Origin of the sequence: Pseudomonas sp. 51_B (assembly GCF_017491595.1) — a bacterium.
Classification (GTDB): domain Bacteria; phylum Pseudomonadota; class Gammaproteobacteria; order Pseudomonadales; family Pseudomonadaceae; genus Aquipseudomonas; species Aquipseudomonas promysalinigenes.
In genome coordinates this window covers 103,105-126,592 of the sequence record NZ_JAFGYW010000013.1, presented here as the reverse complement: position 1 = coordinate 126,592, position 23,488 = coordinate 103,105, and the positions used below count along the sequence as shown (strand labels likewise).

Sequence of the window (23,488 nt, the reverse complement as noted above, 5' to 3'; positions counted from 1 at the left end):
AAGGTGCCATCTTCGCCGACGAACACCATGTCGCTGCCAACACCGGCCTGATCCACGGCGAAGAAGTTGCCGATGGTGACCTGTTCACCGGATTTGAGTGGGACAATCAGATCTTGCCCGCGCCGGGCGACACTACCCCGCCAGCGACGCCCATCGACTTGCTGGTTTCCCCCGATGGCTTGCGCGTGTCAGGTCGCGGTGAAGCGGGCTCGACGGTCAACGTATTCGACCCGGCTGGCAACCTCATCGGCACAGGCACCGTTGGCAGTGATGGTACGTTCACAGTCGACCTGGGCAGCCAACAAAATAACGGCCAGGGGCTGACCGTCACCATCACCGACCCCGCTGGCAACACCTCTACGGGCGGCACGGTAACCGCACCTGACACTACCGCCCCCACCGCCGCCCGCCGCAGCCGCAACGCCACCGGCACCGAGCAGGCCAAGGGCGGCAATGGCGAAGGTTGAAGTGCCTTCACCCGCAACGCCAATACCGGCCACCAGCTGATCCAGCGATGCCACTTCGTCGAACGTGAAGCCGGTGAACGCTGCCGCATCGTAGTTGGCATGCCACAAGGTGCCATCTTCGCCGACGAACACCATGTCGCTGCCAACACCGGCCTGATCCACGGCGAAGAAGTTGCCGATGGTGACCTTTTCACCGGATTTGAGTGTGACAATCAGATCTTGCCCGCGCCGGGTGACGGTGGCCACCTGGTCGGGGGCTACCGGCATCTGCACTACGCCAGGGCTGTTGAGGTTGATATCGCCCCAGGCATTCTGGGTGGCCACGGCGGATTGCTTGTCAGCGACTACGATGTTGTCCATGAATGCTCCCTGCTGGCTTTCGGTACACGCACAGGTGGCCGTGTGACGGCCGTGTACCGTGTGTTAGGGAGATATAGCAGCCCATCAGATCGCCACCAGATGGCTTTGCGCCTAGTCCTTTAGTAGAAATCCAACTCAGCGAAGCCCCAGGCGACGGGCCAGTCGGTTGAGGTTGGCGCGGTCCAGCCCCAGCTCGCGCGCTGCCGCTGCCCAGTTTTGCTGATGGCGTTGCAGGCAGGCGGCGATGAGCTGGCGTTGGTAATCATCCACCGCTTCGCGCAGACCGCCTGTCGGCAGAGGCATCGCGGCCTGAGGTGTCTCGGCCGAAGCGCCCGGCGCCACCGGCTCAGTGGGATGCAAGCCCAGGTCGCTTGCCTCCAGGGTGAGGATACGCGGGCGTTGCGCGTGCTGGCCTAAAGCCTTGAGCGAGGAGCGGCCGATCAGGTGCTCCAGTTCGCGCACGTTGCCCGGCCAGTCATACGCCAACAATGCCGCTTGCGCGGCGCTGCTAAGCCGCAGGCTGTTCAAGCCCAGGCGTGATCGGTTCTGTTCGAGGAAGTAGCCAGCGAGCAACAGTACGTCGCGGCCACGCTCGCGAAGCGGCGGCACATGCAACGGGTACACACTCAGGCGGTGATAAAAGTCAGCGCGCAAGTTACCTGCCCGCACTTCTGCCGCCAGGTCGCGGTTGGTGGCGGCGATCAGGCGAACATCGACGCGGTGTTCGCGATCCGAACCCAGCCTTTGCAGTTGGCCGCTTTGCAGCACACGTAGCAACTTGGCCTGCACGGCCAGCGGCAGCTCACCAACTTCATCGAGAAACAGCGTGCCGCCATTGGCCAGTTCGAATTTGCCACGGCGTTCGCCATGGGCGCCGGTGAATGCCCCGCGCACATGGCCGAACAGTTCGCTCTCCACCAGGGTGTCGGGCAGGGCGGCACAATTGAGGCTCACCATTGGTTTGGCGGCGCGTTGGCTGGCCTGATGCAAGGCCATGGCCACCAGCTCCTTGCCTACGCCGGTTTCGCCGTTGATCAGTACGGTGAGCTCGCTGCCACCGACCAGGCGTATTTCTTCCAGCAGGCGCTTGTGCGCGGCGCTCTGGCCGATCAATGCCCGGTCCTGGCCGCTGGCCTGACGATAGACCTCGGCCCGGTGATGCTCGTCCTCGGCGCGCAGCGCCAATTGCTCGATGCGCTCGGCTACGGTCACGGTGGCGGCCGCCAGGCTGGCAAAGGCTTGCAAGGCGTCCAGCTCCAGGCTCTGGAACTGGCCTGGGGTGAGGGCGTCGAGGGTCAGCAAGCCCCAGGGGCGTTCGTCCACCATCAGTGGGCAGCCCATGCAGTCATGCACCTCAAGCGTGGCCCCAGGGGTGTTGACCAACCCATCGTAGGGGTCGGGAAGGCTTGAATCGCTGGCAAAGCGTGTGGGTTGCGGGCGGCTTAGCAGCAGCTCAAAGCGCGGGTGCTCACTGACTTTGAAGCGGCGGCCAAGCGTGTCGGGGGAAAGCCCATCCACCGCCAGCGGCACCAGCCATTCGCCTTCCAGCCGCAGCAATGCAGCGGCATCGCAGGGCAACAACCCGCGCATGGCCTGCAGAAGACGACGGTAGCGTTCCTGGTCGGGCAAATCTCGGGACAGATCGCTGACCAGGGGCAGCAGCGTGGTAAGTAGCGGAGTATTAGTCATAAGGACTCCCTTTAGTCAAAGTGACTATACGCGGAGCCAGGTCAATTTGACGCTTTCACTTATAAGATATTGATTTAAATGGAATTATTACTTGGCATGATTGCTGTAACTGTTAGCGCAACCTTATCAAGCCTGAGGCTTAGGAGTTGCAAATGCTCAGTGTCGAACAACGCGCAATCATCAAAGCCACCGTCCCATTGCTGGAAACCGGCGGTGAAGCGCTCACTACCCATTTCTACCGCATGATGCTCAATGAGTATCCCGAGGTACGGCCACTTTTCAACCAGGCTCATCAGGCCAGCGGAGACCAGCCTCGTGCCTTGGCCAACGGGGTGCTGATGTACGCACGGCACATAGACCAGCTCGAACAACTCGGTGGGCTAGTCGGGCAGATCATCAACAAACATGTTGCCCTGCAGATTCTGCCGGAGCATTACCCTATCGTCGGTAAGTGCCTGTTGCGGGCAATCGAGGAGGTACTGGGCAGCGACATCGCCACGCCCGAGGTCATAGCCGCCTGGGCTGGCGCCTATGGCCAACTGGCGGACATCCTGATCGGCGCAGAAGAAAGCCTCTACCAACAAAAAGCGCAAGCCGCAGGCGGTTGGCGCGGCACCCGTGAATTTCGCCTGGCACGCCGCGAGCAGGAAAGCTGCGAAATCACCTCGTTCTATTTCGTCCCCGTCGATGGCTCGCCGGTACTCAAGGCTGAACCAGGTCAGTACATCGGCCTTAGGCTGTTCATCGACGGTGCCGAGCAGCGGCGCAATTACTCGCTGTCGGCGCTTTGCGATGGCCTGGGATATCGCATCAGCGTCAAGCGGGAGCAGGGCGGTAAAGTCTCCAATTATCTGCATGATCAGCTGGTCGTAGGGGATACCTTGCAACTGTTCCCGCCATCGGGAGAATTCACCCTGGCGGCCAGCGACAAGCCCTTGGTGCTGATCAGCGGCGGGGTGGGCATTACCCCAACATTGGCGATGCTCGAAGCAGCTCTGCAGACTCAGCGGCCGGTGCGCTTCATTCACTGCGCACGCAATGCCTCGGTTCATGCGTTCCGCGCGTGGGTCGATGGGCTGGCCGAGCGACACCCGCAGCTTCAGCGTTTTTATTGCTATGGCGAAGGGCAGGACGCGCACCATGCCGATGCGGTTGGCCTGCTCAATCAAGACCTGCTAGGCCAATGGTTGGGGCACGAGCGTGATGTCGATGTTTACTTCCTGGGGCCCAAGGGGTTCATGGGGGCTATCAAGCGGCATTTGAAAGGCTTGGGCGTGCCTGAGCAGCAGAGCCGCTATGAATTTTTTGGCCCTGCGGCTGCGCTCGAGTAGATCACCAATCGCTCTATACGCGGTTGTTTTGATGCAACCTCTATATAAGGAAGATGAAAGGTAAAATGGGCACCTTTCATCTTTAATCCTCTTTTAATCGCTGTATCCTTCACTGCCGGGTGTCGAGGGGCTTGCCCTATCGCGGCACCTGGGGGGCCGTTTTTAACCGGCTGTCGTTGAACCGCTGTCGCACTACTCGGTCTTAGCACCTGCGGATAGCCCAGCGCCGTGCTGTCTCGCCGCCTCGATACGCTATGGGGCCATGCCTGTGTGTAGAATCGCACCCAGGCGGGCGGACCACGCTGCCATCTATCCATCGAAGGAATCGGCAATGAACGAACAAACCCTGCGCCTGAACCGCGAACGGCGCTTTCTGGTACTGCTGGGGGTGATCTGCCTCGCCCTGATCGGCGGTGCCTTGTACATGCAGGTGGTGCTGGGCGAGGCGCCTTGCCCGCTGTGCATCCTGCAACGGTATGCCTTGCTCTTTATCGCCATCTTCGCGTTCATCGGTGCCGCCATGCCTGGGCGCCGCAGCTTGACGCTGTTCGAGGGCCTGGTCGTGCTCAGTGCCATTGGCGGAATCATTGCAGCGGGCAACCATGCGTATATACTCGCCAACCCGATGGTCAGTTGCGGCATCGATACCTTGCAGCCGATCGTTGACGACTTGCCCCTGGCCAAGCTCTGGCCACTGGCGTTCCAGGTAGACGGCTTCTGCAGTACGCCGTACCCGCCGGTCCTCGGTTTGTCGCTGGCGCAGTGGGCACTGTTGGCGTTCGTGCTGACAGCCATCCTGGTCCCGCTGGGCATCTGGCGCAACCGGCGTCAGGCTTAGACAAAAGTCCCGAATTCTCAGCGGGCTTTTGCACGGCATGAGATGAGTGAAAAGTCCTCTCCCGCTTGATCCAGATCAACCTCCAGCCCTTGTCGGACAAGGGCTGGAGGGCTAGCAAGCGGGGTGCGACAAACTGTCGCGAAGTTGAATTTCTCGCTCGGATTGTTACAGATCCTGTAAAGGACTGTTGCTCAATAAGTCATAGTCAAGGGTTGGCGACCTATCTACAATCGCCCCCAATTCCCGTTCGGCACTGCTTGCGAGTCGCAGGATTGAAGGAAGCCCTCAGCGCTTCTTTTTGCTGACTTCGTCAAGTTTCGCCAAACGGCGATACCGGGCGGACCCCCCTCCGCGTTTTCCCGCACCAAATGGACTTGGTCTGAAGTACAGGCCTGTTGCCTAAGAAACCATAAGCACCGCTATCACGCTTCACGCCAAGGTCTTGCAGTCAGGCCGGGGCGGGAGCGAGTTCGGGCGCTACATGCCGCACTTGGCAGGACGAAGTGTTGGCTACCAAAACACAAATTGCATTGAAGCAAGCTGATCTAGAGGTCGTGAGATGAGTAAAAAGCGTTACCCCAGACTGTTTGGCATATTGCCCTTTTTAGGCATGCTTTTACTCAGTGGGTGCAACTGGACCCTGCTCGACCCGAAAGGTCAGGTCGGCATTGAGCAAAAGAACCTGATCCTGATCGCTACTGGCTTGATGCTGCTGGTGGTGATTCCGGTCATCATCATGACCGTGGCGTTCGCCTGGAAGTACCGTGCTTCGAACAAGGCCGCCACCTACACCCCCGACTGGTCGCACTCGACCAAGATCGAAGCTGCGGTGTGGATCATCCCGATCATCATCATCATTGCCCTGGGCTATGTGACCTACAAGTCCACCCACAAGCTGGACCCGTATCGCCCACTGGATTCCGATGTGAAGCCATTGCAGATCGACGTGGTCGCGCTGGACTGGAAGTGGCTGTTCATCTACCCGGAGCAGGGCATCGCCACGGTCAACAAGATCGTCTTCCCGGCTAACACCCCGGTCAACTTCCGCGTCACCTCCGACGCCGTGATGAACTCGTTCTTCATCCCGGGCCTGGGCGGTCAGATCTACGCCATGGCGGGCATGACCACCAAGCTGCACCTGATCGCCAACGAGAACGGCGAATTCGACGGTATCAGCGCCAACTACAGCGGCGCCGGCTTCACCGGCATGAAATTCAAGGCCACTGCCACCTCTCAGGAAGACTTCGACAAGTGGGTCGCCGAGGTCAAGCAGTCGCCGAAGAAGCTGGACAAGGCCACCTACGACGCCTTGGCCAAACCAAGCGAAAACAACCCAGTCGCGCTGTATGGCGAGGCCTCGCCTGACCAGTTCCAGCTGATCGTCGACAAGTACGAAGGCATGAACCGCGGTCGTCCGAGCCACGAAGAAGCAGGCAGCAAAGATCTGGCCACCACCGAGTCGAGTGCGCAACCAGCTGCCGGTGCAGAGGAGTAAGAGATGTTCGGTAAATTAACCCTGGAGGCGATACCCTTCCACGAGCCGATAGTCATGGTGACCCTTGCCATGATTGCGCTCGGGGGTATTGCTGTCGTTGGTGCTATCACCTATTTCCGCAAGTGGACCTACTTGTGGACCGAGTGGCTGACCACTGTCGACCACAAGAAAATCGGGGTGATGTACATCGTCGTCGCGATGGTCATGCTGCTGCGCGGCTTTGCCGACGCCATCATGATGCGTACCCAGTTGGCCGCCGCTACCGGTGGCTCCGAAGGCTACCTGCCGCCTGAACACTATGACCAGATCTTCACCGCTCACGGTGTGATCATGATCATCTTCATGGCGATGCCGTTCTTCACCGGCCTGATGAACCTTGCAGTTCCGCTGCAAATCGGTGCACGTGACGTTGCCTTCCCGTTCCTCAACTCCCTGAGCTTCTACCTGCTGCTGGCAGGCGTGCTGCTGGTCAACATCTCGCTGGGCGTTGGTGAATTCGCCAAGACCGGCTGGGTTGCCTATCCGCCGCTTGCGGGTATTCAGTACAGCCCTGGGGTGGGTGTCGACTACTACATCTGGGCGCTACAGCTATCAGGTTTGGGTACGACACTGACCGGCGTGAACTTCCTCGTCACCGTGATGAAGATGCGCGCACCTGGCATGAAGCTGATGGACATGCCGATCTTCACCTGGACCTGCACCTGGGCCAACGTGCTGATCGTGGCTTCGTTCCCGATTCTGACCGCTGCACTGGCACTGCTGACTGTCGACCGTTATCTGGACTTCCACATTTTCACCAACGAGCTTGGTGGGAACCCGATGATGTACGTCAACCTGTTCTGGGCCTGGGGTCACCCTGAGGTTTACATCCTGATCCTGCCGGCCTTCGGCGTGTTCTCGGAAGTGACTTCGACCTTCTCTGGCAAGCGTCTGTTCGGCCACCACTCGATGATCTACGCATCGGGCGCCATTGCCGTTCTGGGCTTTGCTGTATGGCTGCACCACTTCTTCACCATGGGTGCCGGCGCCAGCGTCAACACCTTCTTCGGCCTGGCGACGATGCTGATCTCCATTCCGACCGGTGTGAAGCTGTTCAACTGGCTGTTCACCATGTACCAGGGCCGTGTGCGCTTCACCGCACCGATGCTGTGGACCCTGGGCTTCATGATCACCTTCTCGATCGGTGGTATGACCGGCGTTCTGCTGGCTGTTCCGGGTGCTGACTTCGTGCTGCACAACAGCCTGTTCGTGATCGCTCACTTCCACAACGTGATCATCGGTGGTGCGGTATTCGGCTACATCGCCGGCTTCGCCTACTGGTGGCCAAAAGCGTTCGGCTTCAAGCTGAACGAGAAGTGGGGCAAAGCTGCCTTCTGGTTCTGGATCTCCGGCTTCTACGTAGCGTTCATGCCGCTGTACGCCCTGGGCTTCATGGGCATGACCCGTCGTCTGAACCACTCCGACAACCCACTGTGGGAACCCTACCTGTACGTAGCCGTTGCCGGCGCCGTACTGATCCTGTTCGGTATCGCCTGCCAGCTGATCCAGATCGTCGTTTCGATCCGCGATCGCGAGCAGAACCTGGACGTGACCGGCGACCCATGGGGCGGCCGTACTCTGGAGTGGTCGACTTCCTCGCCACCTCCGTTCTACAACTTCGCCCACATGCCTGAGAAAGTTGGCCTGGACTGCTGGAACGAAGCCAAGGAAGCCGGTGTTGCCTACAAGGTGCCTGGCAAGTACGAAGCGATCCACATGCCGAACAACACCGCTACCGGTCTGTTCATGGGTATGTTCCTGACTGTCTTCGGTTTCGCTTTCATCTGGCACATCTGGTGGCTGGTGGGCGCAAGCCTGTTGGCAACCATCGCAGTCTTCGTTCGCCACGCTGCGCGTGACGACCAAGGCTACATGGTTCCGGCCGAAGAAGTGGCGCGCATCGAAGGCGAGCGTCTGAAAGCGCTGGCCCACGCAGGTGCTCTGCCTGCCGGCGCACGTGTCGAATCGTTTGAACGGGTGTAATCAATGTCCAGTCAAGTAATCCACGGTGGCGCGCATGGTCATGACCATGCTCACGATGACCACCACCACGACTCGGGCCAGATGACCGTCCTCGGTTTCTGGCTGTACCTGATGACCGACTGCATCCTGTTTGCGTCGCTCTTCGCCACCTACGCGGTGCTGTCCGGCAGTTTTGCCGGCGGCCCGTCGGGTCATGACATCTTCCAGCTCGACTTCGTAGCGGTTGAAACGCTGTTCCTGCTGCTGTCCTCGATCACCTTCGGCTTCGCCATGCTGAAGATGTTCGATGGCAAGAAAGCGGGCGTACTGGGCTGGTTGGCAGTGACCTTCCTGTTCGGTGCAGGCTTCATCGCGATGGAAATCTATGAATTCCATCACCTGATCGGCGAGGGCTTCGGCCCAACCCGCAGTGGCTTCCTGTCGGGCTTCTTCGCCCTGGTAGGTACCCACGGTCTGCACGTGACCGCCGGCCTGATCTGGATGGCAATCATGATGTACCAGATCAACAAGCACGGCATCACGCCGACCGCCAAGACCCGCATGAGCTGCCTGAGCCTGTTCTGGCACTTCCTGGACGTGGTCTGGATCTGCGTATTCACCGTCGTCTACCTGCTGGGGGTTCTGTAATGGCTAACGCACACGACACTCATCACGAAGGTAACCACGGCAGCGTCAAGTCGTACATGATCGGCTTCATCCTGTCGATCATCCTAACCGCGATTCCGTTTGGCCTGGCCATGTCGCCAAGCCTGCCGAAGAACCTGACCGTTCTGATCATCGTGGCCATGGCCGTGATTCAGGTAGTGGTACACCTGGTGTACTTCCTGCACATGGACCGCTCGAAAGAGCAGCGCTCCAATGTGTCGACGTTCCTGTTCACCACCCTGGTAATCGCTCTGCTGGTCGGCCTGTCGCTGTGGATCATGTTCAGCATCCACTTCGAAATGATGGCCAAGTGAGGTAAGACTGCATGTCCGTTAAGCACTTTATCCAAATCACCAAACCGGGGATCATTTTCGGTAACGTGCTTTCCGTGGCAGGCGGTTTCTTCCTTGCCTCGAAGGGCCATGTGGATTTCGCTCTGTTCCTGGCGGTGGTGATCGGTACTTCGTTGGTGGTGGCGTCCGGATGCGTGTTCAACAACTGCATCGACCGTGACATCGACCACAAGATGGAGCGCACCAAGAACCGCGTCATGGTGCAGGGCGGCATGTCGCTGCCCATCGCGCTGGCCTATGCCACCCTTCTTGGGGTGGCCGGCTTCAGCTTGCTGTATGTGCAGGCCAACCCGCTGGCGGCGTTCTGCGCAGCGGTAGGCTTCGTGGTCTACGTCGGTTTCTACAGCCTCTGGCTCAAGCGTAAATCGGTGCACGGCACCTTGGTCGGCAGCCTGTCCGGTGCCATGCCTCCGGTGATCGGCTACTGCGCCGTGAGCAACAGCTTCGACCTGGCTGCGGTGACCCTGCTGGTGATGTTCAGCCTGTGGCAGATGCCGCACAGCTTTGCCATTGCCATCTTCCGCTTCAAGGATTACAGCGCTGCCAACATTCCGGTACTGCCGGTGGCGCGCGGTATTCTTGCGGCGAAGAAGCAGATCGTGCTGTACGTGCTGGCCTTCCTGCTCGCGACCTTGATGCTCACCCTTGGCGGGTATGCCGGCCTCGGCTACCTGGCCGTGGCGGCCGCCATGGGCCTTTACTGGCTGTACATGGCCTGGGGCGGCTACAAAGCTGAAGACGACAGCAAGTGGGCGCGCAAGGTGTTCGGCTTCTCCATCCTGACCGTCACTGCCCTAAGCGTGATGATGTCGGTGGACAGCCAAACTGCTGCTGATGTGCTGATGACCTACGCACGCTGATCGAGGCGAGTGCTTCACCCAAAACCCGGCCATAGTGCCGGGTTTTTTATGCCTGGGATTTGGGTGTTGGCCCCTGTTAGGGTAAGAAACTTATATCTTTGAATTTCAAAAAAATAATCTAAAAAAATTTATAAAAACAAGAAATTGTCCTTTACATGGATCCTGTTTCGGCACTATCTTCTGATTCAGGCCGCCGCAGCGGCCAGCGTCGCTCGGACGGTTCCGGGCGCTTACGTCAGTTGAGGAAACCATGTCCAATCCTGGTTCGCCGCGCCGTTTCGCGCGCATCGATCGTCTTCCGCCCTACGTCTTCAACATCACTGCCGAACTCAAGATGGCTGCCCGCCGCCGTGGCGAAGACATCATCGACCTCAGCATGGGCAACCCCGATGGGGCGACACCCGCGCACATCGTCGAAAAGCTGGTGCAGGTCGCTCAGCGCGATGACACCCATGGTTATTCCACCTCTCGCGGCATTCCTCGCCTGCGCCGCGCCATCTCCAACTGGTACAAGGCGCGCTACGAGGTCGACATCGACCCGGAAAGCGAAGCCATCGTCACCATCGGCTCGAAAGAGGGCCTGGCGCACCTGATGCTCGGCACCCTCGATCACGGTGATACCGTACTGGTGCCCAACCCAAGCTATCCGATCCACATCTACGGCGCGGTGATCGCCGGCGCCCAGGTGCGTTCCGTGCCGCTGGTGCCAGGTGTGGACTTCTTCAACGAGCTGGAGCGGGCGATTCGCGAGTCGATCCCCAAGCCGAAGATGATGATTCTTGGCTTCCCGTCGAACCCCACGGCCCAATGCGTGGAGCTGGACTTCTTCGAGCGCGTGGTGGCCCTGGCCAAGCAATACGATGTACTGGTGGTGCACGATTTGGCTTATGCCGACATCGTCTACGACGGCTGGAAGGCGCCATCGATCATGCAGGTGCCGGGTGCCAAGGACATTGCGGTGGAGTTCTTCACCCTGTCCAAGAGCTACAACATGGCCGGCTGGCGCATCGGTTTCATGGTCGGTAACCCCGAGCTGGTCAGCGCCCTGGCGCGGATCAAGAGCTACCACGACTACGGCACCTTCACCCCGCTACAGGTGGCGGCCATTGCCGCGTTGGAGGGGGACCAGCAATGTGTGCGCGACATCGCCGAGCAGTACCGTCAGCGCCGCAATCTGCTGGTCAAGGGCCTGCATGAGCTGGGCTGGATGGTCGACAACCCGAAGGCGTCGATGTACGTGTGGGCCAAGATCCCGGAGCACTATGCACACTTGGGTTCTCTGGAGTTCGCCAAGAAGCTGCTGGCCGAAGCCAAGGTCTGCGTGTCGCCGGGTATCGGTTTTGGTGACTATGGCGACGACCACGTGCGCTTTGCCCTGATCGAGAACCAAGATCGCATTCGCCAGGCCATTCGCGGGATTCGCCAGATGTTCCGGGCCGATGGGCTGACCCAGAAGTAACGCCCCGCCCACGCCCGCTTCGGCGGGCGCGGACGGGCGGATCAATGGCAAACTATTTTTGCATCACCCCTCTTCTCAGCCGACCTGGCTTAGATTACAAATGGCGCGCGGGCTGAGCCCCGATAACAACAACCTTCCCTCCGTGCCATCATGTCCGAATATAACCCTTGCCTTGACTGCGGCGCCTGCTGCGGGTACTTCCGTGTGTCCTTCTTCTGGGGCGAATGCCAGTCTGCCGGCGGTGTCGTGCCCGATGACTTGGTGGTGCAGATCAATCCCTCCCGTGTTGCCATGATCGGCACCGACGCCAAGCCATGCCGCTGTGTCAGCCTACAGGGCGAAATCGGTACCCAGGTGGCGTGCACCATTTACGCCAACCGCTCCAGCCCGTGCCGCGAGTTCCAAGCATCGTGGGAGGGTGGCTTGCATAACCCTAGTTGCGATGATGCGCGGGCCGCTTACGGGTTGCCGCCACTGACACCACCTGGGGCCAACGAGCCGCACTGGCCGGATGAAGGCGCGGAGGTGGCCTGAGCATCTTCCCAACTGCCGCGCCTGAGGGTGTTGGCCGATAGGGTGCTGCGCAGTCAAGGTCGGGCGCCGCTAGCGCGGCGTTCGATGGCCGCCTTGCCCTAAAGCCAAGACATACACCCCCAGCCCCACATGACGTTAAACTGTCATCTCCCCAGCAATGGACAGGAGATCCGGTGTGACCCCACCCCGCAGCTTCCCCAGTGACCTCTGCCTTGACAGCCCGCGCCTGCAATTGCGGCCGATGCGCCATGCCGATGCGGCGCAATGGCTGAAAATCATGGCCGACCCAGAGGTCATGCGCTACTGGCACCACGCCCCCTGGCAAGATTTGGCCGAAGCTGAAAGTGCCCTGGCGGCAGACCGCGAGGCCTATGCCAATGGCGAGCAACTCAAGCTGGGCATGTACCGTCGCGATACCGGCGAACTGATCGGCATGGTCCAACTGTTCAACATCGACGATGGCTCGCGCCGAGGCGAAATCGGCTATTGCCTTGCCAGCGCAGTGCAGGGCAGAGGCTACATGGACGAGGCATTGACCTGCTTCATCGACTACATCGCCCACACCCTGCACATGCGCCGCCTCGAGGGCGAGATCGACCCGCGCAATCAAGGCTCGGCCCGCACCCTGGAACGCCAGGGTTTCGTGCTTGAAGGGACGCTGCGGGCACGCTGGTGCGTGAACGGCGAGCTTACCGACTCGGGAATCTATGGCCTGCTGCTCGAACCGCCGGTCGCATGAACATATCCCGCTTGCCTGGGTGGTACTTGACGTTGAGCCTGGCCCTGTACCTGCTGAGCCTGGCCTTCGACGGGGCCCAGATGAGCGCAGGCCGGCACATGCCTGCCCTGCAGATGTTCCTGTATGGCCCTTGGGGCGTACCTTTTGGCATGTTTCAGTGGTTTGCCAACCCGCTGTTCGGGTTGGCCATTCTCTGCCATCGGCGCCTGCGCAGGCTGGCTTTGCTATTGGGGTTGGCGGCGCTGTACCTGGCGGCCAGCAGCTTTGCCATTGAGCGTCTGCCGGATAACATCAGCTATGCATTTTCCGAGCGCATCGGTTTCGGCGCCGGTTTCTACCTTTGGTTGGCAGCTATGGTGGTGTTCAGTGCAGGCCAGGCCTGGCAGTGCGCAGTGGCGCGCAGCCGCAACGAGGTACCGGCCTGGAACTGGTTGGATGTCACACTGATCGCGGCGCTGGCCGTGGCCGCTTATGCGGCGACGCAGATGCCTTCTTTGCAATTCGAGCCGGGCAAGGTGCTGATGCCGCCAGAGCCTGTGCAAACCCTATGAAAGGATTTGCCATGAACCCACGCTATCTGCTGCTACTGGCCTTTTTTGCACCCGTGGCCCTGGGCGATGAAAATACACCGGCCTACAGCCAGTGCATGGACAACGCCTCCAGTACAGTGGCCATGAGCCGTTGCATCCAGGCCCAGACCCAGCTTCAGGATCAGCGACTGAACCGGGTATACAAACAACTCGCCAGCAAGCTTGAAAGCGGCCCGCAGAAGCAGCTGCGCGATGTCCAGCGCCAGTGGATCGCTTTTCGTGACAGCAACTGTGCCTTCCATGTGCAAGCCAGTGGCGGCACGCTTGCGCAACTGGAGGGCGGCATGTGCGTGCTGAACATGACCCGCGAGCGCGCCGCAGAGCTCGAAAGGGTGCTCAGCCCCGGGCAATGAGCCGTGCGGCGCGGGCCTTGAGGTACTCGCGCACTTCACCGGCCGCCCCGGCAAACTCGATCCGCTCGGCCTTGGCCTCACGTTGGTAGGCATACATCGGGTCGTAGTATTCCTTGAGCAAGCCTTCGATCCAGCCACGGTGCAAGTCCACTGCGCCGCTGCGCAATTGCTCATCCAGCGCTTGATGCAGCATCGTGGATAAACGCTGAAAGCGCTCACCGCCCAGGCGCTTGTGGATATTGGCCATGCTCTGTTGCATGCGTTGGGCATACAAGTGGCGGCCTTGATCCTGCCCGTGCACGTCGACGAATTCGGCGCACAGTTTGACCACGTAATCGCGAAGGATACGCTGCACTCGCTGTTCGAAGCTGTCCTCAAGCCACACCAGAGGGTAGTGCTGCATGCCCAGGTAGAGCGCCAGCGGTACCGTGCAGCTGCCCACGATGCGGCCTTCGTCTTCGAGCACGAACTGTTCGATACCCCGCGCGCGTTTTTTCAGCACATCGATGGCGAGTTTGTTCTCGAAGTCGATCTGCGCCGGCTGCGCGGTGGCGCGTTTGCCAAAGCTGGAGCCGCGATGGTTGGCGTGGCCTTCAAGGTCGAGCACGTTGTCGAGCTGCTGCAGCACGTCGGTCTTGCCGGTGCCGGTAAGGCCGCCGACGAGTACGAAATCGCATTGCTCTACGGCCTGATCGGTGGTTTGCAGCAAAAAGCTGCGGATCGCCTTGTAGCCACCCTTGATGCGCGGGTAGTCGATGCCCGCTTCTTCGCGCAGCCATTGCTGCACGATCAGCGAGCGCAGGCCACCGCGGGCGCAGTACAGGTAGCCATCAGGGTGGGCCTTGGCGAAACTGGCCCAGGCATGCAACCGCTCGCGTTTGGTCGCGCCGCTGACCAGCTGATGGCCAAGGGTGATGGCTGCGGCCTGGCCCTGTTGTTTGTAGCAGGTGCCGACCTTCTGCCGTTCCTGGTCGGTCATCAGTGGCAAGTTGACGGTGCCGGGGAAGGCGCCTTTGGCGAATTCGATCGGCGCGCGCATGTCCATCATCGGTGCGTCGTCGAGAAACAGTTGGCGAAAGTCGGTGCAGTCGTGGCGCATCAATTCACCTCGACCGCGTGGCTCTGTCGTTCGACCAGCAGGCCGATCGGTGCCAAATCCAGGCCCAGCTCGTGGGCCACTGCCAAAAATTGCGCCTCGCCTTCTGGGGCGACGGCAACCAGCAGGCCACCGCTGGTTTGCGGATCGCACAGCAGGTGCTTCTGCGCGTCGCTCAGTGCGCCAAGCTTGTGCCCGTAGCTGTCGAAGTTGCGCAGGGTGCCGCCAGGGATGCAGCCCTCGGCCAGGTAATGGTCGACACTCGGCAGGCGAGGCACGGCAGCGTAGTCCAGCTGAGCGGTCAGGCCGCTGCCCTCGGCCAGTTCGACCAAGTGCCCGAGCAGGCCGAAGCCGGTCACATCAGTCATTGCCTTGACTGCTTCGAGTTTGCCGAAGCGGCTGCCTGGGGTGTTGAGCGTACACATCCAATCGCGGGCCAAGCCTTGGTCCTGCGCACGCAGCTTGGCCTTTTTCTCGGCGGTGGTGAGGATGCCGATGCCCAGTGGTTTGGTCAGGTAAAGGCGGCAGCCGGCGGTGGCGGTATCGTTACGCTTGAGGTGGCGCCTGCTCACCACGCCCGTCACGGCCAGGCCGAAGATCGGTTCAGGGGCGTCGATGGAATGGCCGCCGGCCAATGGGATGCCAGCCTCGGCGCACACGGCGCGGCCGCCACGGATGACTTCGCGGGCAACTTCGGGCGGCAGTACGTTGACCGGCCAGCCGAGGATGGCGATGGCCATCAGCGGGTCACCGCCCATGGCGTAGATATCGCTAATGGCATTGGTGGCGGCAATGCGGCCGAAATCGTAAGGGTCATCGACGATTGGCATGAAGAAGTCGGTGGTCGATACCACCCCGCGCTCCTCGTCCAGGGCATAGACGGCGGCGTCGTCACGTGAGGCGTTACCGACCCACAGCTTCGGGTCCAGTGCCTGGACGCCGCTTTCGGCGAGGATCACATCCAGCACCTTGGGGGAAATCTTGCAGCCGCAGCCAGCGCCATGGCTGTACTGGGTCAGGCGAATTGGCTCGCTCACGTGTACCTCGAAAAGGGCAGTTTAGTGCGCCGATTGTAGCAAAGCTGGCCTTTACGACCGTGGCTCTTATACTTGCCACGGTCGGCGCGGATGCCGGCCTTTGTCAGCAACCGTCCTGGAGAACTCTCATGCTCAAACGCCCCCTGGCGCTCGCCGCCGGTTTCGTGTTGTCCTGCTGCGCCGTAGCCGCCCAGGCCGCCGACACCCTGCGGGTCAGCGCCATCCCCGACGAGGCGCCGACCGAGCTGCTGCGCAAGTTCAAGCCGTTGGGCGAGTATCTGTCCAAGCAACTGGGCATGGACGTGAAGTTCGTACCGGTGGCCGACTACCCGGCAGTGGTCGAGTCACTGGCCAGCGACCGCCTGGACATGGCCTGGCTGGGCGGCTTCACATTCGTCCAGGTCCACCTGAAAGACCCGACCGCCACACCGCTGGTACAGCGTGAGCAGGACGCGCAGTTCACGTCCAAGTTCATCACCGCTAACCCGGACGTCAAAAGCCTGGCCGACCTCAAAGGCAAGTCGTTCGCCTTCGGCTCGATCTCTTCCACCTCGGGCAGCCTGATGCCGCGTTACTTCATGCTCAAGCAGGACAACATCAAGCCTGAGAACTATTTCAGCCGTGTGGCCTATTCCGGTGCCCATGACGCCACCGTTGCCTGGGTGCAGGCTGGCAAGGTCGATGGCGGGGTGCTCAATGCCAGCGTGTGGCAAAAGCTGGTCGATGCCGGCAAGGTCGATACCAGCAAGGTCAAGGTCTTCGCTACCACGCCGACCTACTATGACTACAACTGGACCGTGCGCGGCAACATGGACCCTGCGCTGAAAGCGAAGATCAAACAGGCGTTTCTCGACCTTGACCCTGCCAAGCCGGAGGACAAAGCCATTCTCGACTTGCAGGCAGCCAGCCGCTTCATCGAAACCAACCCTGACAACTATGCGGGCACCGAGCAAGCTGCACGTGAGGCCGGCCTGCTCAAGTGACTATTCATGTGCAGGGCGCCAGCCTGCGCCATGGCCAGGTGCGCGCGCTTGATGCGGTCGATTTGCGAATCGCCAAGGGCGAGCGGGTGGCGATCATCGGACCTTCGGGCGCTGGCAAGTCCAGCCTGCTGCACCTGATGGCCACCGCTGTGCAGCCCACAGGCGGGCACCTGGAACTGTTCGGTGAACAGCCCTGGGCGATGCCTGCCAGGGCTCGCCAGCGCCTGCGCGGGCGTATTGGCTTGGTGCATCAGGCGCCGCCGCTGCCACCGCGCCAACGTGTGGTGACCGCCGTGCTGGCGGGCCGCCTGGGGCAATGGGGGCTGCTGCGTGGCTTGTTCAATCTGATATACCCCACGGATCTGCCGGGTGCCCGTCAAGCGCTGGCCGAGCTGGGCCTGGCCGACAAACTGTTTGTGCAGTGCGGGCAGTTGTCCGGGGGCCAGTTGCAGCGAGTGGGCATTGCCCGAGCGTTATACCAGCGCCCGCAGCTGCTGTTGACCGACGAGCCGGTCTCGGCCATGGACCCGGTACTGGCTGACCACAGCCTGGCCTTGCTCAACCGCCACGCCCTGGCCAATGACGTGACCCTGGTGGCCAGCCTGCATTCGGTGGACTTGGCGTTGGCGCATTTTCCGCGGGTAATCGGTATTCGTGAGGGGCAGGTCGCGTTCGATTGCCCGGCCGAGGCAGTCACCCAGCAGTTGCTGGATGCGCTCTACGCCAACGAGCAGCTGGGCTCACCCGTACAACCCCAAGAACCGGCGCTGACGGTGCAGATTCCGCGATGCTGAGCGCCGATACTCGCGACCCGGCTGCATTACCCCGGTTGCTGGTGACCCTGCTGGTGTTGGCCGTGCTTTGGCCTGGCCTGCAACTGAGCGAGATCAACCCAGGGGTGTTGCTGCAGGCAGAAAACCGTCAGCAAATCGCCAGTTTCACCCGCGCTTTCTGGCCCCCGGCGCACAGTGCTGATTTTCTCGAGTTGCTATACCAGTCCACCTTGCAGACCCTTGCCGTGGCGACTGCCGGCATGGCCTTGGCCTTGCTGCTGGCAGTTCCCTGCAGCCTGCTGGCCAGCCGTGCGCTATCGCTGCGCGCTGCGTCACGCGGGGGCCGTGCGGGGCTGTGGTCGCGGCTGGTGCGCCTGCCTGTGCGCAGCTTGCTGATTTTTCTGCGCAGCGTGCCGGAGATCGTCTGGGCGTTGCTGTTCGTGCGGGCCGTGGGCCTTGGGCCTACGGCGGGGGTATTGGCGATCGCCATTACTTACAGCGGCATGTTGGGCAAAGTCTATGCAGAGATCTTCGAGTCGGTGGACCAGCGCCCGGCCCATGCTTTGCTACAGGGCGGCAGTGGTCGGTTGGCGGCGTTCTGTTACGGTATCTTGCCCAACGCCTCGGCAGAGGTGGTGTCCTATACCGTGTACCGCTGGGAGTGCGCCGTGCGCGCATCGGTGGTGATGGGCTTTGTCGGTGCAGGTGGCCTGGGGCAGCAGATCGACCTGTCGATGCGCATGTTCGCAGGCGGTGAGGTGGCGAGTATGTTGCTGGCGTTCCTCGGCCTGGTGCTGCTGGCGGACCTGCTCAGTCGTTTCCTGCGTGGGCGGCTGGCATGAGCCGGGTTGTGAATCTATTGGTGCTCGCCGCGATTGTGGCGGCAGTGGCAGCGTCGTTCGGCTACCTGGACCTGGACCTGCATGCGTTGGTCGGCGATGGCGGGCTCGGGCAGATGGGCGCATACGCTGCGCGCTTTATGCATCCGGATTTTTTCGGCGAGCACCTGCGGGCAGTCGGGCGTGGTGCGCTGGAAACCCTTGCCATGTCGGGGATGGGCACCTTGCTGGCGATGCTGCTGGGCCTGTTGCTGGCCCTGCCGGCAGCGGGCCGTTTCGGCTGGCCGCTGCAATCCGTTGCGCGGCTGCTGCTCAATGCGCTGCGGGCGATTCCCGAACTGGTATGGGCGGCCTTGACGGTGCTGGCGGCGGGGCTAGGGCCCAACGCTGGCACCCTGGCTTTGGCGCTTCACACTACAGGGGTGCTGGGGCGACTATTCGCCGAGGCACTGGAGAACGCACCGGCGGCACCCGCTGCGGCCATTCGCCTGCAGGGTAGCGGGCAGGTAGCGGCGTTCTGCTTTGGCACGTTGCCCAATTTGTGGCCGCAGTTACTTGCGTACAGCCTTTACCGCTGGGAAAACAACATTCGCATGGCCAGCGTTTTGGGCTTCGTCGGCGCTGGGGGGCTGGGGCAGATGCTCTACACCACCCTGAGCCTGTTCCAGGAAGCCCAGGCCAGCACGGTGATCATGGCCATGTTGCTGCTGGTGCTGCTGGTCGATGCTTTGAGTGATGTGCTACGCCAGCGCTACGTGCGGGCTTGAGCGGGCTCAAGTCATGAAACCAACTCACCACATTGTGCTTCACGTTGCATCGACTCCAAGTTGCGCTCGATGGTCTCGCAGATGCTATCCATCTGGATCTGATGCTCGCTGGAGCGGAACGGGCTCTGCAGGTCGGTCCCGATTCGTTCGATGGCCAGCAGCATGAAGCCCACCACCGTCGATGCCAGCGGTGTGAACCAACCCAGTGACTCCACCAGCCCCACCGGTACGATCAAGCAGAACAGGGTGATGAACAACCGCGGAAAATACACGTAAGGGTACGGCAATGGGGTATTGGCGATGCGCTCCATGCCGCCCTGGGCGTTGGACAGGTCTACCAGTGTCGATTCAAGGCGCGCCAGACGGATGCTGTCGAGTCGGCCGGCCTGGTATTCCCGGGCCAGGAATCCTGCCGAGCCGCTGAGGATGTCGTTGGCGAAGTTGTTGGAGCGGTTGCGCCGTTCGAACTCACCCGGCGGGATGAATGCCATCAGCTCCTCTGGGCAGGCCTGCCCTTTGAGGTGCGAAGCCAGGCAGTTCACGTAGGCGATATGCCGACGCAGCAGCGTGGCTTTGACCGGGTTCGGGCTGCCGTCGGGGTCATCGATCAGCGTCAAGGTCTGGCGTGCGAAACTGCGCGAGCTGTTCACCAGCGCACCCCACAACGTCCGCGCTTCCCACCAGCGGTTATAGGCACTGCTGTTGCGAAAGCTCACCAGCACCACCAGCGCCGAACCCAGCAAGGTCAGCGGGATCAGTGGCAGAGTGAACTTGCTGTCGAGAAACAGCATGAAGTCGATGGTAACCAACACGTCCCATACCAGTAGCCAGACCAGCGACCAGCCGATGTAGCCGAAGGTCTTGACGATCAAGCGGTATTTGCGGGCGATGACGTCTTTCACGGGGCTGTCTCGAAAAGCCAGAGATGCAGGATGTGACGTCATTCGATGCGGTTGGTTCTGGGGGCATGGCGCCACGCTGTTACTGAACGTGTTGTTTCATCTGGCCTAACCCCCGTGGCGTATCAAGGCTTATTCGCCACCGCGACAAAGCCTTTGATGGCCGCAGGCGCGCCCTGGGGCTTGCTCCTGTGAGCCAGATACTGGAAACGGCGCCATTCCTTGTCGATTTCGCTGTAGGACATGAAAACGCTGATCCGTTGCTTGTCGGCAAGGTCTGGCCGAGTGCGGGCATCTATCTGGTCTTTGGCGATGTACGCCACATTCATTCCGACCACATTGCCGTCGTCGGCGAACACCGGCCCACCGGACATGCCTTTGGTGATCGGGCCATCATGCACCGAGTAGAAGACGCTGCCTGGCGTACCGCTCAGACGCACCAGCGAGGCGAGGGTATGGCCTTTGCCCTGTACCGGCATCATCAAACTGTTGAAGCCGACCGCCGTCACCGATTCGCCTGGGACGAACTGGCGCCATTGGGGCACTTTATTGGCCTTGTGCTTGAAGAACACCACATCGCCCAACCCTTCGTGGACCACATTGCGAAGGAAAGGGGTGTGCTTGGCAGTGACGGCGTACTCTTCATTCCACTGGATGGCGGTCGCCATCAGCAGCATCGGCAGGGGGGCGCCAGAGGTAACGACAAAAGCCTGATCGTAGACGGGGTCGGAAACGTAAGCGGTCGGCATTCCATTGCACCCACTCAGCAGCGTCATTGCTGCTAGCCAAGGTGCGGTTTTGTTCATGGGGCACGCAGTAGTGGTGGATAAAGGCGCGACTATGGCTAAGTGCCACTACTGAGGCAATACTTTTGGCATATAACCGACGAATGACAGCTTATGGCCATTATCGGAGACCTGGCCAATTGATTGCTTGGATGCGCGGCGTGGGCGAGGTCAGCAGGTTGGCGCCAAAAGTGGTACGGGTGGGACCGAACGGCAGGCGAAAAAAAACCGACCCGAGGGTCGGTTTTTTCCGGATTTTGGTGCCCGAGGGAGACTCGAATAAGCCAATGAATATAGGGAATTTTCACTGGATATTTTCTGGGGATACACAAGGGGATACAAGGCATTCTCGACTAGGTGATTCCTGTGTCATTTTTTCGAAGGCCATACCTTCCAGCTAGGTTTACGCAGCGGAGGGCGATGATAAAAAGAGGCCTTCGGTCTAACACCACATGGGCTCGGTCTGAAACGAAAATGGGTTGACCTCGAGCCCCAGCCCCATGCGAGGATCCCCGACTGATGCTCCCTTCAAAGCCGACCACCCCAAGTGGTTAAGGGCCTTGGCTATCCCAGAGCTTGGCGGGATTCCCTAAGCCCGCTTCAAGACCACGAGGGGTAGGTTTTGGCTAGCGATTTCCAGGACGGGAAATTTAAGCCAGTTTTTCTTTCAATATGTTGCGGAGCATGTTCTCTCTTAGAGTGATGAAGTTTGAAAAGTTTGTGATGTCTAGATCGGTGTCGGGAATCAAATAGCGATTCAAAAAGAACTCTTTGTTACCAGAGAAACCTGGGCGGCTTGTGATCCATGAATGAAGGTCACTGCCGTTTTTCGATTGGTTTTCATTGGCATCTAGCATCTGGAGATTTTTAATTGAGTTGTATGTTTCCCAGTCGTCGTAGTGTGCGCTAGATGCTGGAATATTTGAATACATGATCTCAGGGTGTAAGTGATCTTTGTGGAAATTATTGTTCCTATAGTCCATGTCGGGGTATAGTAAGGCTAAGATCGAGAACGCATACTTTTCATCCTTCTGAGTCATCAGAAGTTCGCTGATAAACTCATCGCTGATACCTAGGTCTTTACGAATGTGTTGATTGATATCGGCTACGGGGAAACTTGTCTGTGCGGGATCAATGGGAGAGCTCAAGACATCATCTGTGAAGCCTCTACGAATTTGATTGAGTACGCTATCTGTTTGAGCGCCAAACAAGCGTTTTACCAGAGCTGTGTGAATCCATTTTCGAATTACATCACGATCTTGTGCGTATTCGATTTTGCTGTCGAATCCCTTGTAGATGTTTCGATGATACAGGTAGTAGATGATCGGCAATACAGCATTTTTAGAAGTTAAAGTGGTGTCAACAAAGCCAAAAGATTTTACAAGATCAAACGCGGATAATATTGAGTCGCGAATGTTGAGCCATTCTTTTTCAAAGTTTTGTGCATTAGCTTTGGAGAAGTTTGTTACCTTGAACTTAATATCTTTGCTGTGAAGAAAAAGGAACGTTTTTAGAACGAAGTCTTTAGTAATAGTAAAGCCTTTATCAACAATTGCGTCTGTGAGTGCATGAATTTCTTTTCGCGCGTCAATGGTATCCCAGTTGGCGACCGCAATCGACATGATTAGGTCTGAAAAGTTAAGGGGCTCGCCACCACTGTTGATTCTGATGAAAATATTCAGAGCTTTATCGATATTCTGTTCAGTTTCTAAGAAGAAGTTGATAATTGGTTTTGAGTGAACGATGTTTTTGAGTGTAGCTAAAGTTTTGTAAGAGAACTCATGTGCTTTGAGATTATGTGCGTCTAGGTATTTGTTGAACTCGAAGTCATCAGACAGGCCATATATTTCTGAGACTTTAAACCAGGACTCCTTGTCGTGCTCGTACTCTTCGTTTGTTAGGAATTTGAACTCAAACTGTCGGCCGTCTTCCTCGTTCTCTAGCGGCTTGACAATATTTAGATATAGGAGCCTGGTCGGATAGACTCGTTCTGAGTCCTCTTCTCGCAAACGTGGAGTTCTATAAGCATAGCTTCCCCGAAGTCCGATATATAAAGAGGTTAATCGCTGTTGGCCATCAAGTATTGCGGTAAAGTCGCTGTGGCCAGTAGTGCTAAATTCCTCGTTGTGGGTTTTATATCGTTGGCGAAACTCTCGGATAAATTTGTAAAATTTAAACTGGTTTTTCGTGATGTCTTCAACGCGCCAGAACAAAAAAGAGCTAATGGGATAGTTGCGCATGATGGAGTCGAAAAGCCATTCAATCTTGCTGTGGCTCCATTCAAATTCCCGCTGAATAGATGGTAAAAGATACCTGTTGTTTTCAATGTTCCTAATTGCTTCTGCTATGGTAATAGGTGTTTGAAATGACATTATTAACTACTCCGTGTCTTAATAACTAAAGGTCTGCATGTATGCAGCTGTGGTCTAGCATGGCCATGTGCCAACATGAAAAGATGTACAGATACGTCCTAGATCATCTGTAGTCAAGGGGCTAACCGGAAGCCGCAGCCCGCGCAGCGAGGTACGAGCGAGCAGGAACGGGTGAGGATTGGCGCTTAGCGTACCCTTGACG

Annotated in this window: 23 protein-coding genes and 1 pseudogene; 17 read left to right on the top strand and 7 right to left on the bottom strand. The window is 59.2% G+C overall.

The window, feature by feature from the left end; genetic code table 11:
* The first annotated feature begins 185 nt into the window (after window positions 1–185).
* Complete coding sequence (locus J5M56_RS26785; protein ID WP_347709428.1) at window positions 186–467, top strand: Ig-like domain-containing protein; 282 nt, start codon at window positions 186–188, stop codon at window positions 465–467.
* A 174-nt stretch (window positions 468–641) separates the two neighbouring features.
* Here J5M56_RS26785 and J5M56_RS26780 read toward each other — a convergent pair.
* Both J5M56_RS26780 and norR read right to left on the bottom strand, forming a co-directional pair.
* Window positions 642–827, bottom strand: a pseudogene (locus tag J5M56_RS26780) (BapA prefix-like domain-containing protein); the annotation flags it as partial.
* A 135-nt stretch (window positions 828–962) separates the two neighbouring features.
* Window positions 963–2,516: a nitric oxide reductase transcriptional regulator NorR gene (norR, locus tag J5M56_RS15725; protein WP_060480575.1), complete on the bottom strand. Its 1,554-nt coding sequence runs from the start codon at window positions 2,514–2,516 to the stop codon at window positions 963–965.
* A gap of 152 nt (window positions 2,517–2,668) precedes the next feature.
* Between norR and hmpA the strand changes: the two genes are divergently transcribed.
* The 12 genes from hmpA to J5M56_RS15665 all read left to right on the top strand — a co-directional run bounded on the left by hmpA (window position 2,669) and on the right by J5M56_RS15665 (window position 13,735).
* Entirely contained in the window at window positions 2,669–3,847 is a 1,179-nt protein-coding gene (hmpA, locus tag J5M56_RS15720) for an NO-inducible flavohemoprotein (RefSeq protein ID WP_207937272.1), read from the top strand.
* Window positions 3,848–4,178: 331 nt separating this feature from the next.
* Window positions 4,179–4,685, top strand: a complete 507-nt coding sequence (locus J5M56_RS15715; protein WP_207937271.1) for a disulfide bond formation protein B — start codon at window positions 4,179–4,181, stop codon at window positions 4,683–4,685.
* A 559-nt stretch (window positions 4,686–5,244) separates the two neighbouring features.
* Complete coding sequence (gene cyoA / locus J5M56_RS15710) at window positions 5,245–6,180, top strand: ubiquinol oxidase subunit II (RefSeq protein WP_060480572.1); 936 nt, start codon at window positions 5,245–5,247, stop codon at window positions 6,178–6,180.
* A 3-nt stretch (window positions 6,181–6,183) separates the two neighbouring features.
* Window positions 6,184–8,202 (top strand): cytochrome o ubiquinol oxidase subunit I, encoded by a 2,019-nt coding sequence (gene cyoB, locus J5M56_RS15705; RefSeq protein ID WP_186477644.1) that lies wholly within the window; start codon window positions 6,184–6,186, stop codon window positions 8,200–8,202.
* Between the two features lie 3 nt (window positions 8,203–8,205).
* Window positions 8,206–8,829: a cytochrome o ubiquinol oxidase subunit III gene (gene cyoC, locus J5M56_RS15700; RefSeq protein ID WP_027920308.1), complete on the top strand. Its 624-nt coding sequence runs from the start codon at window positions 8,206–8,208 to the stop codon at window positions 8,827–8,829.
* Window positions 8,829–9,161 carry a cytochrome o ubiquinol oxidase subunit IV gene (cyoD, locus tag J5M56_RS15695; protein WP_054887538.1) on the top strand — a complete coding sequence of 111 codons (333 nt, stop codon included), beginning with the start codon at window positions 8,829–8,831 and terminating at the stop codon, window positions 9,159–9,161. The genes cyoC and cyoD overlap by 1 nt, the downstream gene beginning before the upstream one ends.
* A gap of 11 nt (window positions 9,162–9,172) precedes the next feature.
* Complete coding sequence (gene cyoE / locus J5M56_RS15690) at window positions 9,173–10,060, top strand: heme o synthase (RefSeq protein ID WP_060480569.1); 888 nt, start codon at window positions 9,173–9,175, stop codon at window positions 10,058–10,060.
* A gap of 250 nt (window positions 10,061–10,310) precedes the next feature.
* The gene (alaC, locus tag J5M56_RS15685; RefSeq protein WP_186477645.1) at window positions 10,311–11,519 is read left to right on the top strand and encodes an alanine transaminase; all 1,209 of its coding nucleotides are present in this window, start codon (window positions 10,311–10,313) and stop codon (window positions 11,517–11,519) included.
* Window positions 11,520–11,669: 150 nt separating this feature from the next.
* The gene (locus J5M56_RS15680; RefSeq protein ID WP_060479394.1) at window positions 11,670–12,053 is read left to right on the top strand and encodes a YkgJ family cysteine cluster protein; all 384 of its coding nucleotides are present in this window, start codon (window positions 11,670–11,672) and stop codon (window positions 12,051–12,053) included.
* 175 nt (window positions 12,054–12,228) lie between these two features.
* Window positions 12,229–12,792: a GNAT family N-acetyltransferase gene (locus J5M56_RS15675; protein ID WP_060479395.1), complete on the top strand. Its 564-nt coding sequence runs from the start codon at window positions 12,229–12,231 to the stop codon at window positions 12,790–12,792.
* 11 nt (window positions 12,793–12,803) lie between these two features.
* Window positions 12,804–13,343, top strand: coding sequence for a hypothetical protein (locus J5M56_RS15670; protein ID WP_060479430.1), 540 nt, complete (start codon window positions 12,804–12,806; stop codon window positions 13,341–13,343).
* Window positions 13,344–13,354: 11 nt separating this feature from the next.
* Window positions 13,355–13,735: a lysozyme inhibitor LprI family protein gene (locus J5M56_RS15665; protein WP_186477646.1), complete on the top strand. Its 381-nt coding sequence runs from the start codon at window positions 13,355–13,357 to the stop codon at window positions 13,733–13,735.
* Here J5M56_RS15665 and mnmH read toward each other — a convergent pair.
* Window positions 13,719–14,834, bottom strand: a complete 1,116-nt coding sequence (mnmH, locus tag J5M56_RS15660) for a tRNA 2-selenouridine(34) synthase MnmH (protein ID WP_207937270.1) — start codon at window positions 14,832–14,834, stop codon at window positions 13,719–13,721. The two genes, J5M56_RS15665 and mnmH, sit on opposite strands and share 17 nt — an antisense overlap.
* Entirely contained in the window at window positions 14,834–15,868 is a 1,035-nt protein-coding gene (gene selD / locus J5M56_RS15655; RefSeq protein WP_186477648.1) for a selenide, water dikinase SelD, read from the bottom strand. Before selD ends, mnmH begins: the two co-directional genes overlap by 1 nt.
* A gap of 128 nt (window positions 15,869–15,996) precedes the next feature.
* On the opposite strand from selD, the gene J5M56_RS15650 reads away from it, so the two are divergent.
* The 4 genes from J5M56_RS15650 to phnE are packed head-to-tail and all read left to right on the top strand — an operon-like array spanning window position 15,997 to window position 19,230.
* Complete coding sequence (locus J5M56_RS15650; RefSeq protein ID WP_060479399.1) at window positions 15,997–16,851, top strand: putative selenate ABC transporter substrate-binding protein; 855 nt, start codon at window positions 15,997–15,999, stop codon at window positions 16,849–16,851.
* On the top strand, window positions 16,848–17,645 hold the full coding sequence (locus J5M56_RS15645; RefSeq protein ID WP_207937269.1) for an ATP-binding cassette domain-containing protein: 798 nt from the start codon (window positions 16,848–16,850) through the stop codon (window positions 17,643–17,645). The genes J5M56_RS15650 and J5M56_RS15645 overlap by 4 nt, the downstream gene beginning before the upstream one ends.
* On the top strand, window positions 17,639–18,466 hold the full coding sequence (locus J5M56_RS15640; protein WP_060479401.1) for an ABC transporter permease: 828 nt from the start codon (window positions 17,639–17,641) through the stop codon (window positions 18,464–18,466). Before J5M56_RS15645 ends, J5M56_RS15640 begins: the two co-directional genes overlap by 7 nt.
* Window positions 18,463–19,230, top strand: a complete 768-nt coding sequence (gene phnE / locus J5M56_RS15635; RefSeq protein WP_207937268.1) for a phosphonate ABC transporter, permease protein PhnE — start codon at window positions 18,463–18,465, stop codon at window positions 19,228–19,230. The genes J5M56_RS15640 and phnE overlap by 4 nt, the downstream gene beginning before the upstream one ends.
* Before the next feature lie 11 nt (window positions 19,231–19,241).
* On the opposite strand, the gene J5M56_RS15630 is transcribed toward phnE, so the two are convergent.
* The 3 genes from J5M56_RS15630 to J5M56_RS15620 form a co-directional block, all read right to left on the bottom strand.
* On the bottom strand, window positions 19,242–20,132 hold the full coding sequence (locus tag J5M56_RS15630) for a bestrophin family ion channel (RefSeq protein ID WP_207937267.1): 891 nt from the start codon (window positions 20,130–20,132) through the stop codon (window positions 19,242–19,244).
* 122 nt (window positions 20,133–20,254) lie between these two features.
* Complete coding sequence (locus J5M56_RS15625; RefSeq protein WP_230849778.1) at window positions 20,255–20,878, bottom strand: trypsin-like peptidase domain-containing protein; 624 nt, start codon at window positions 20,876–20,878, stop codon at window positions 20,255–20,257.
* Window positions 20,879–21,564: 686 nt separating this feature from the next.
* Entirely contained in the window at window positions 21,565–23,286 is a 1,722-nt protein-coding gene (locus J5M56_RS15620) for a DUF262 domain-containing protein (RefSeq protein WP_207937266.1), read from the bottom strand.
* Window positions 23,287–23,488: the final 202 nt, after the last annotated feature.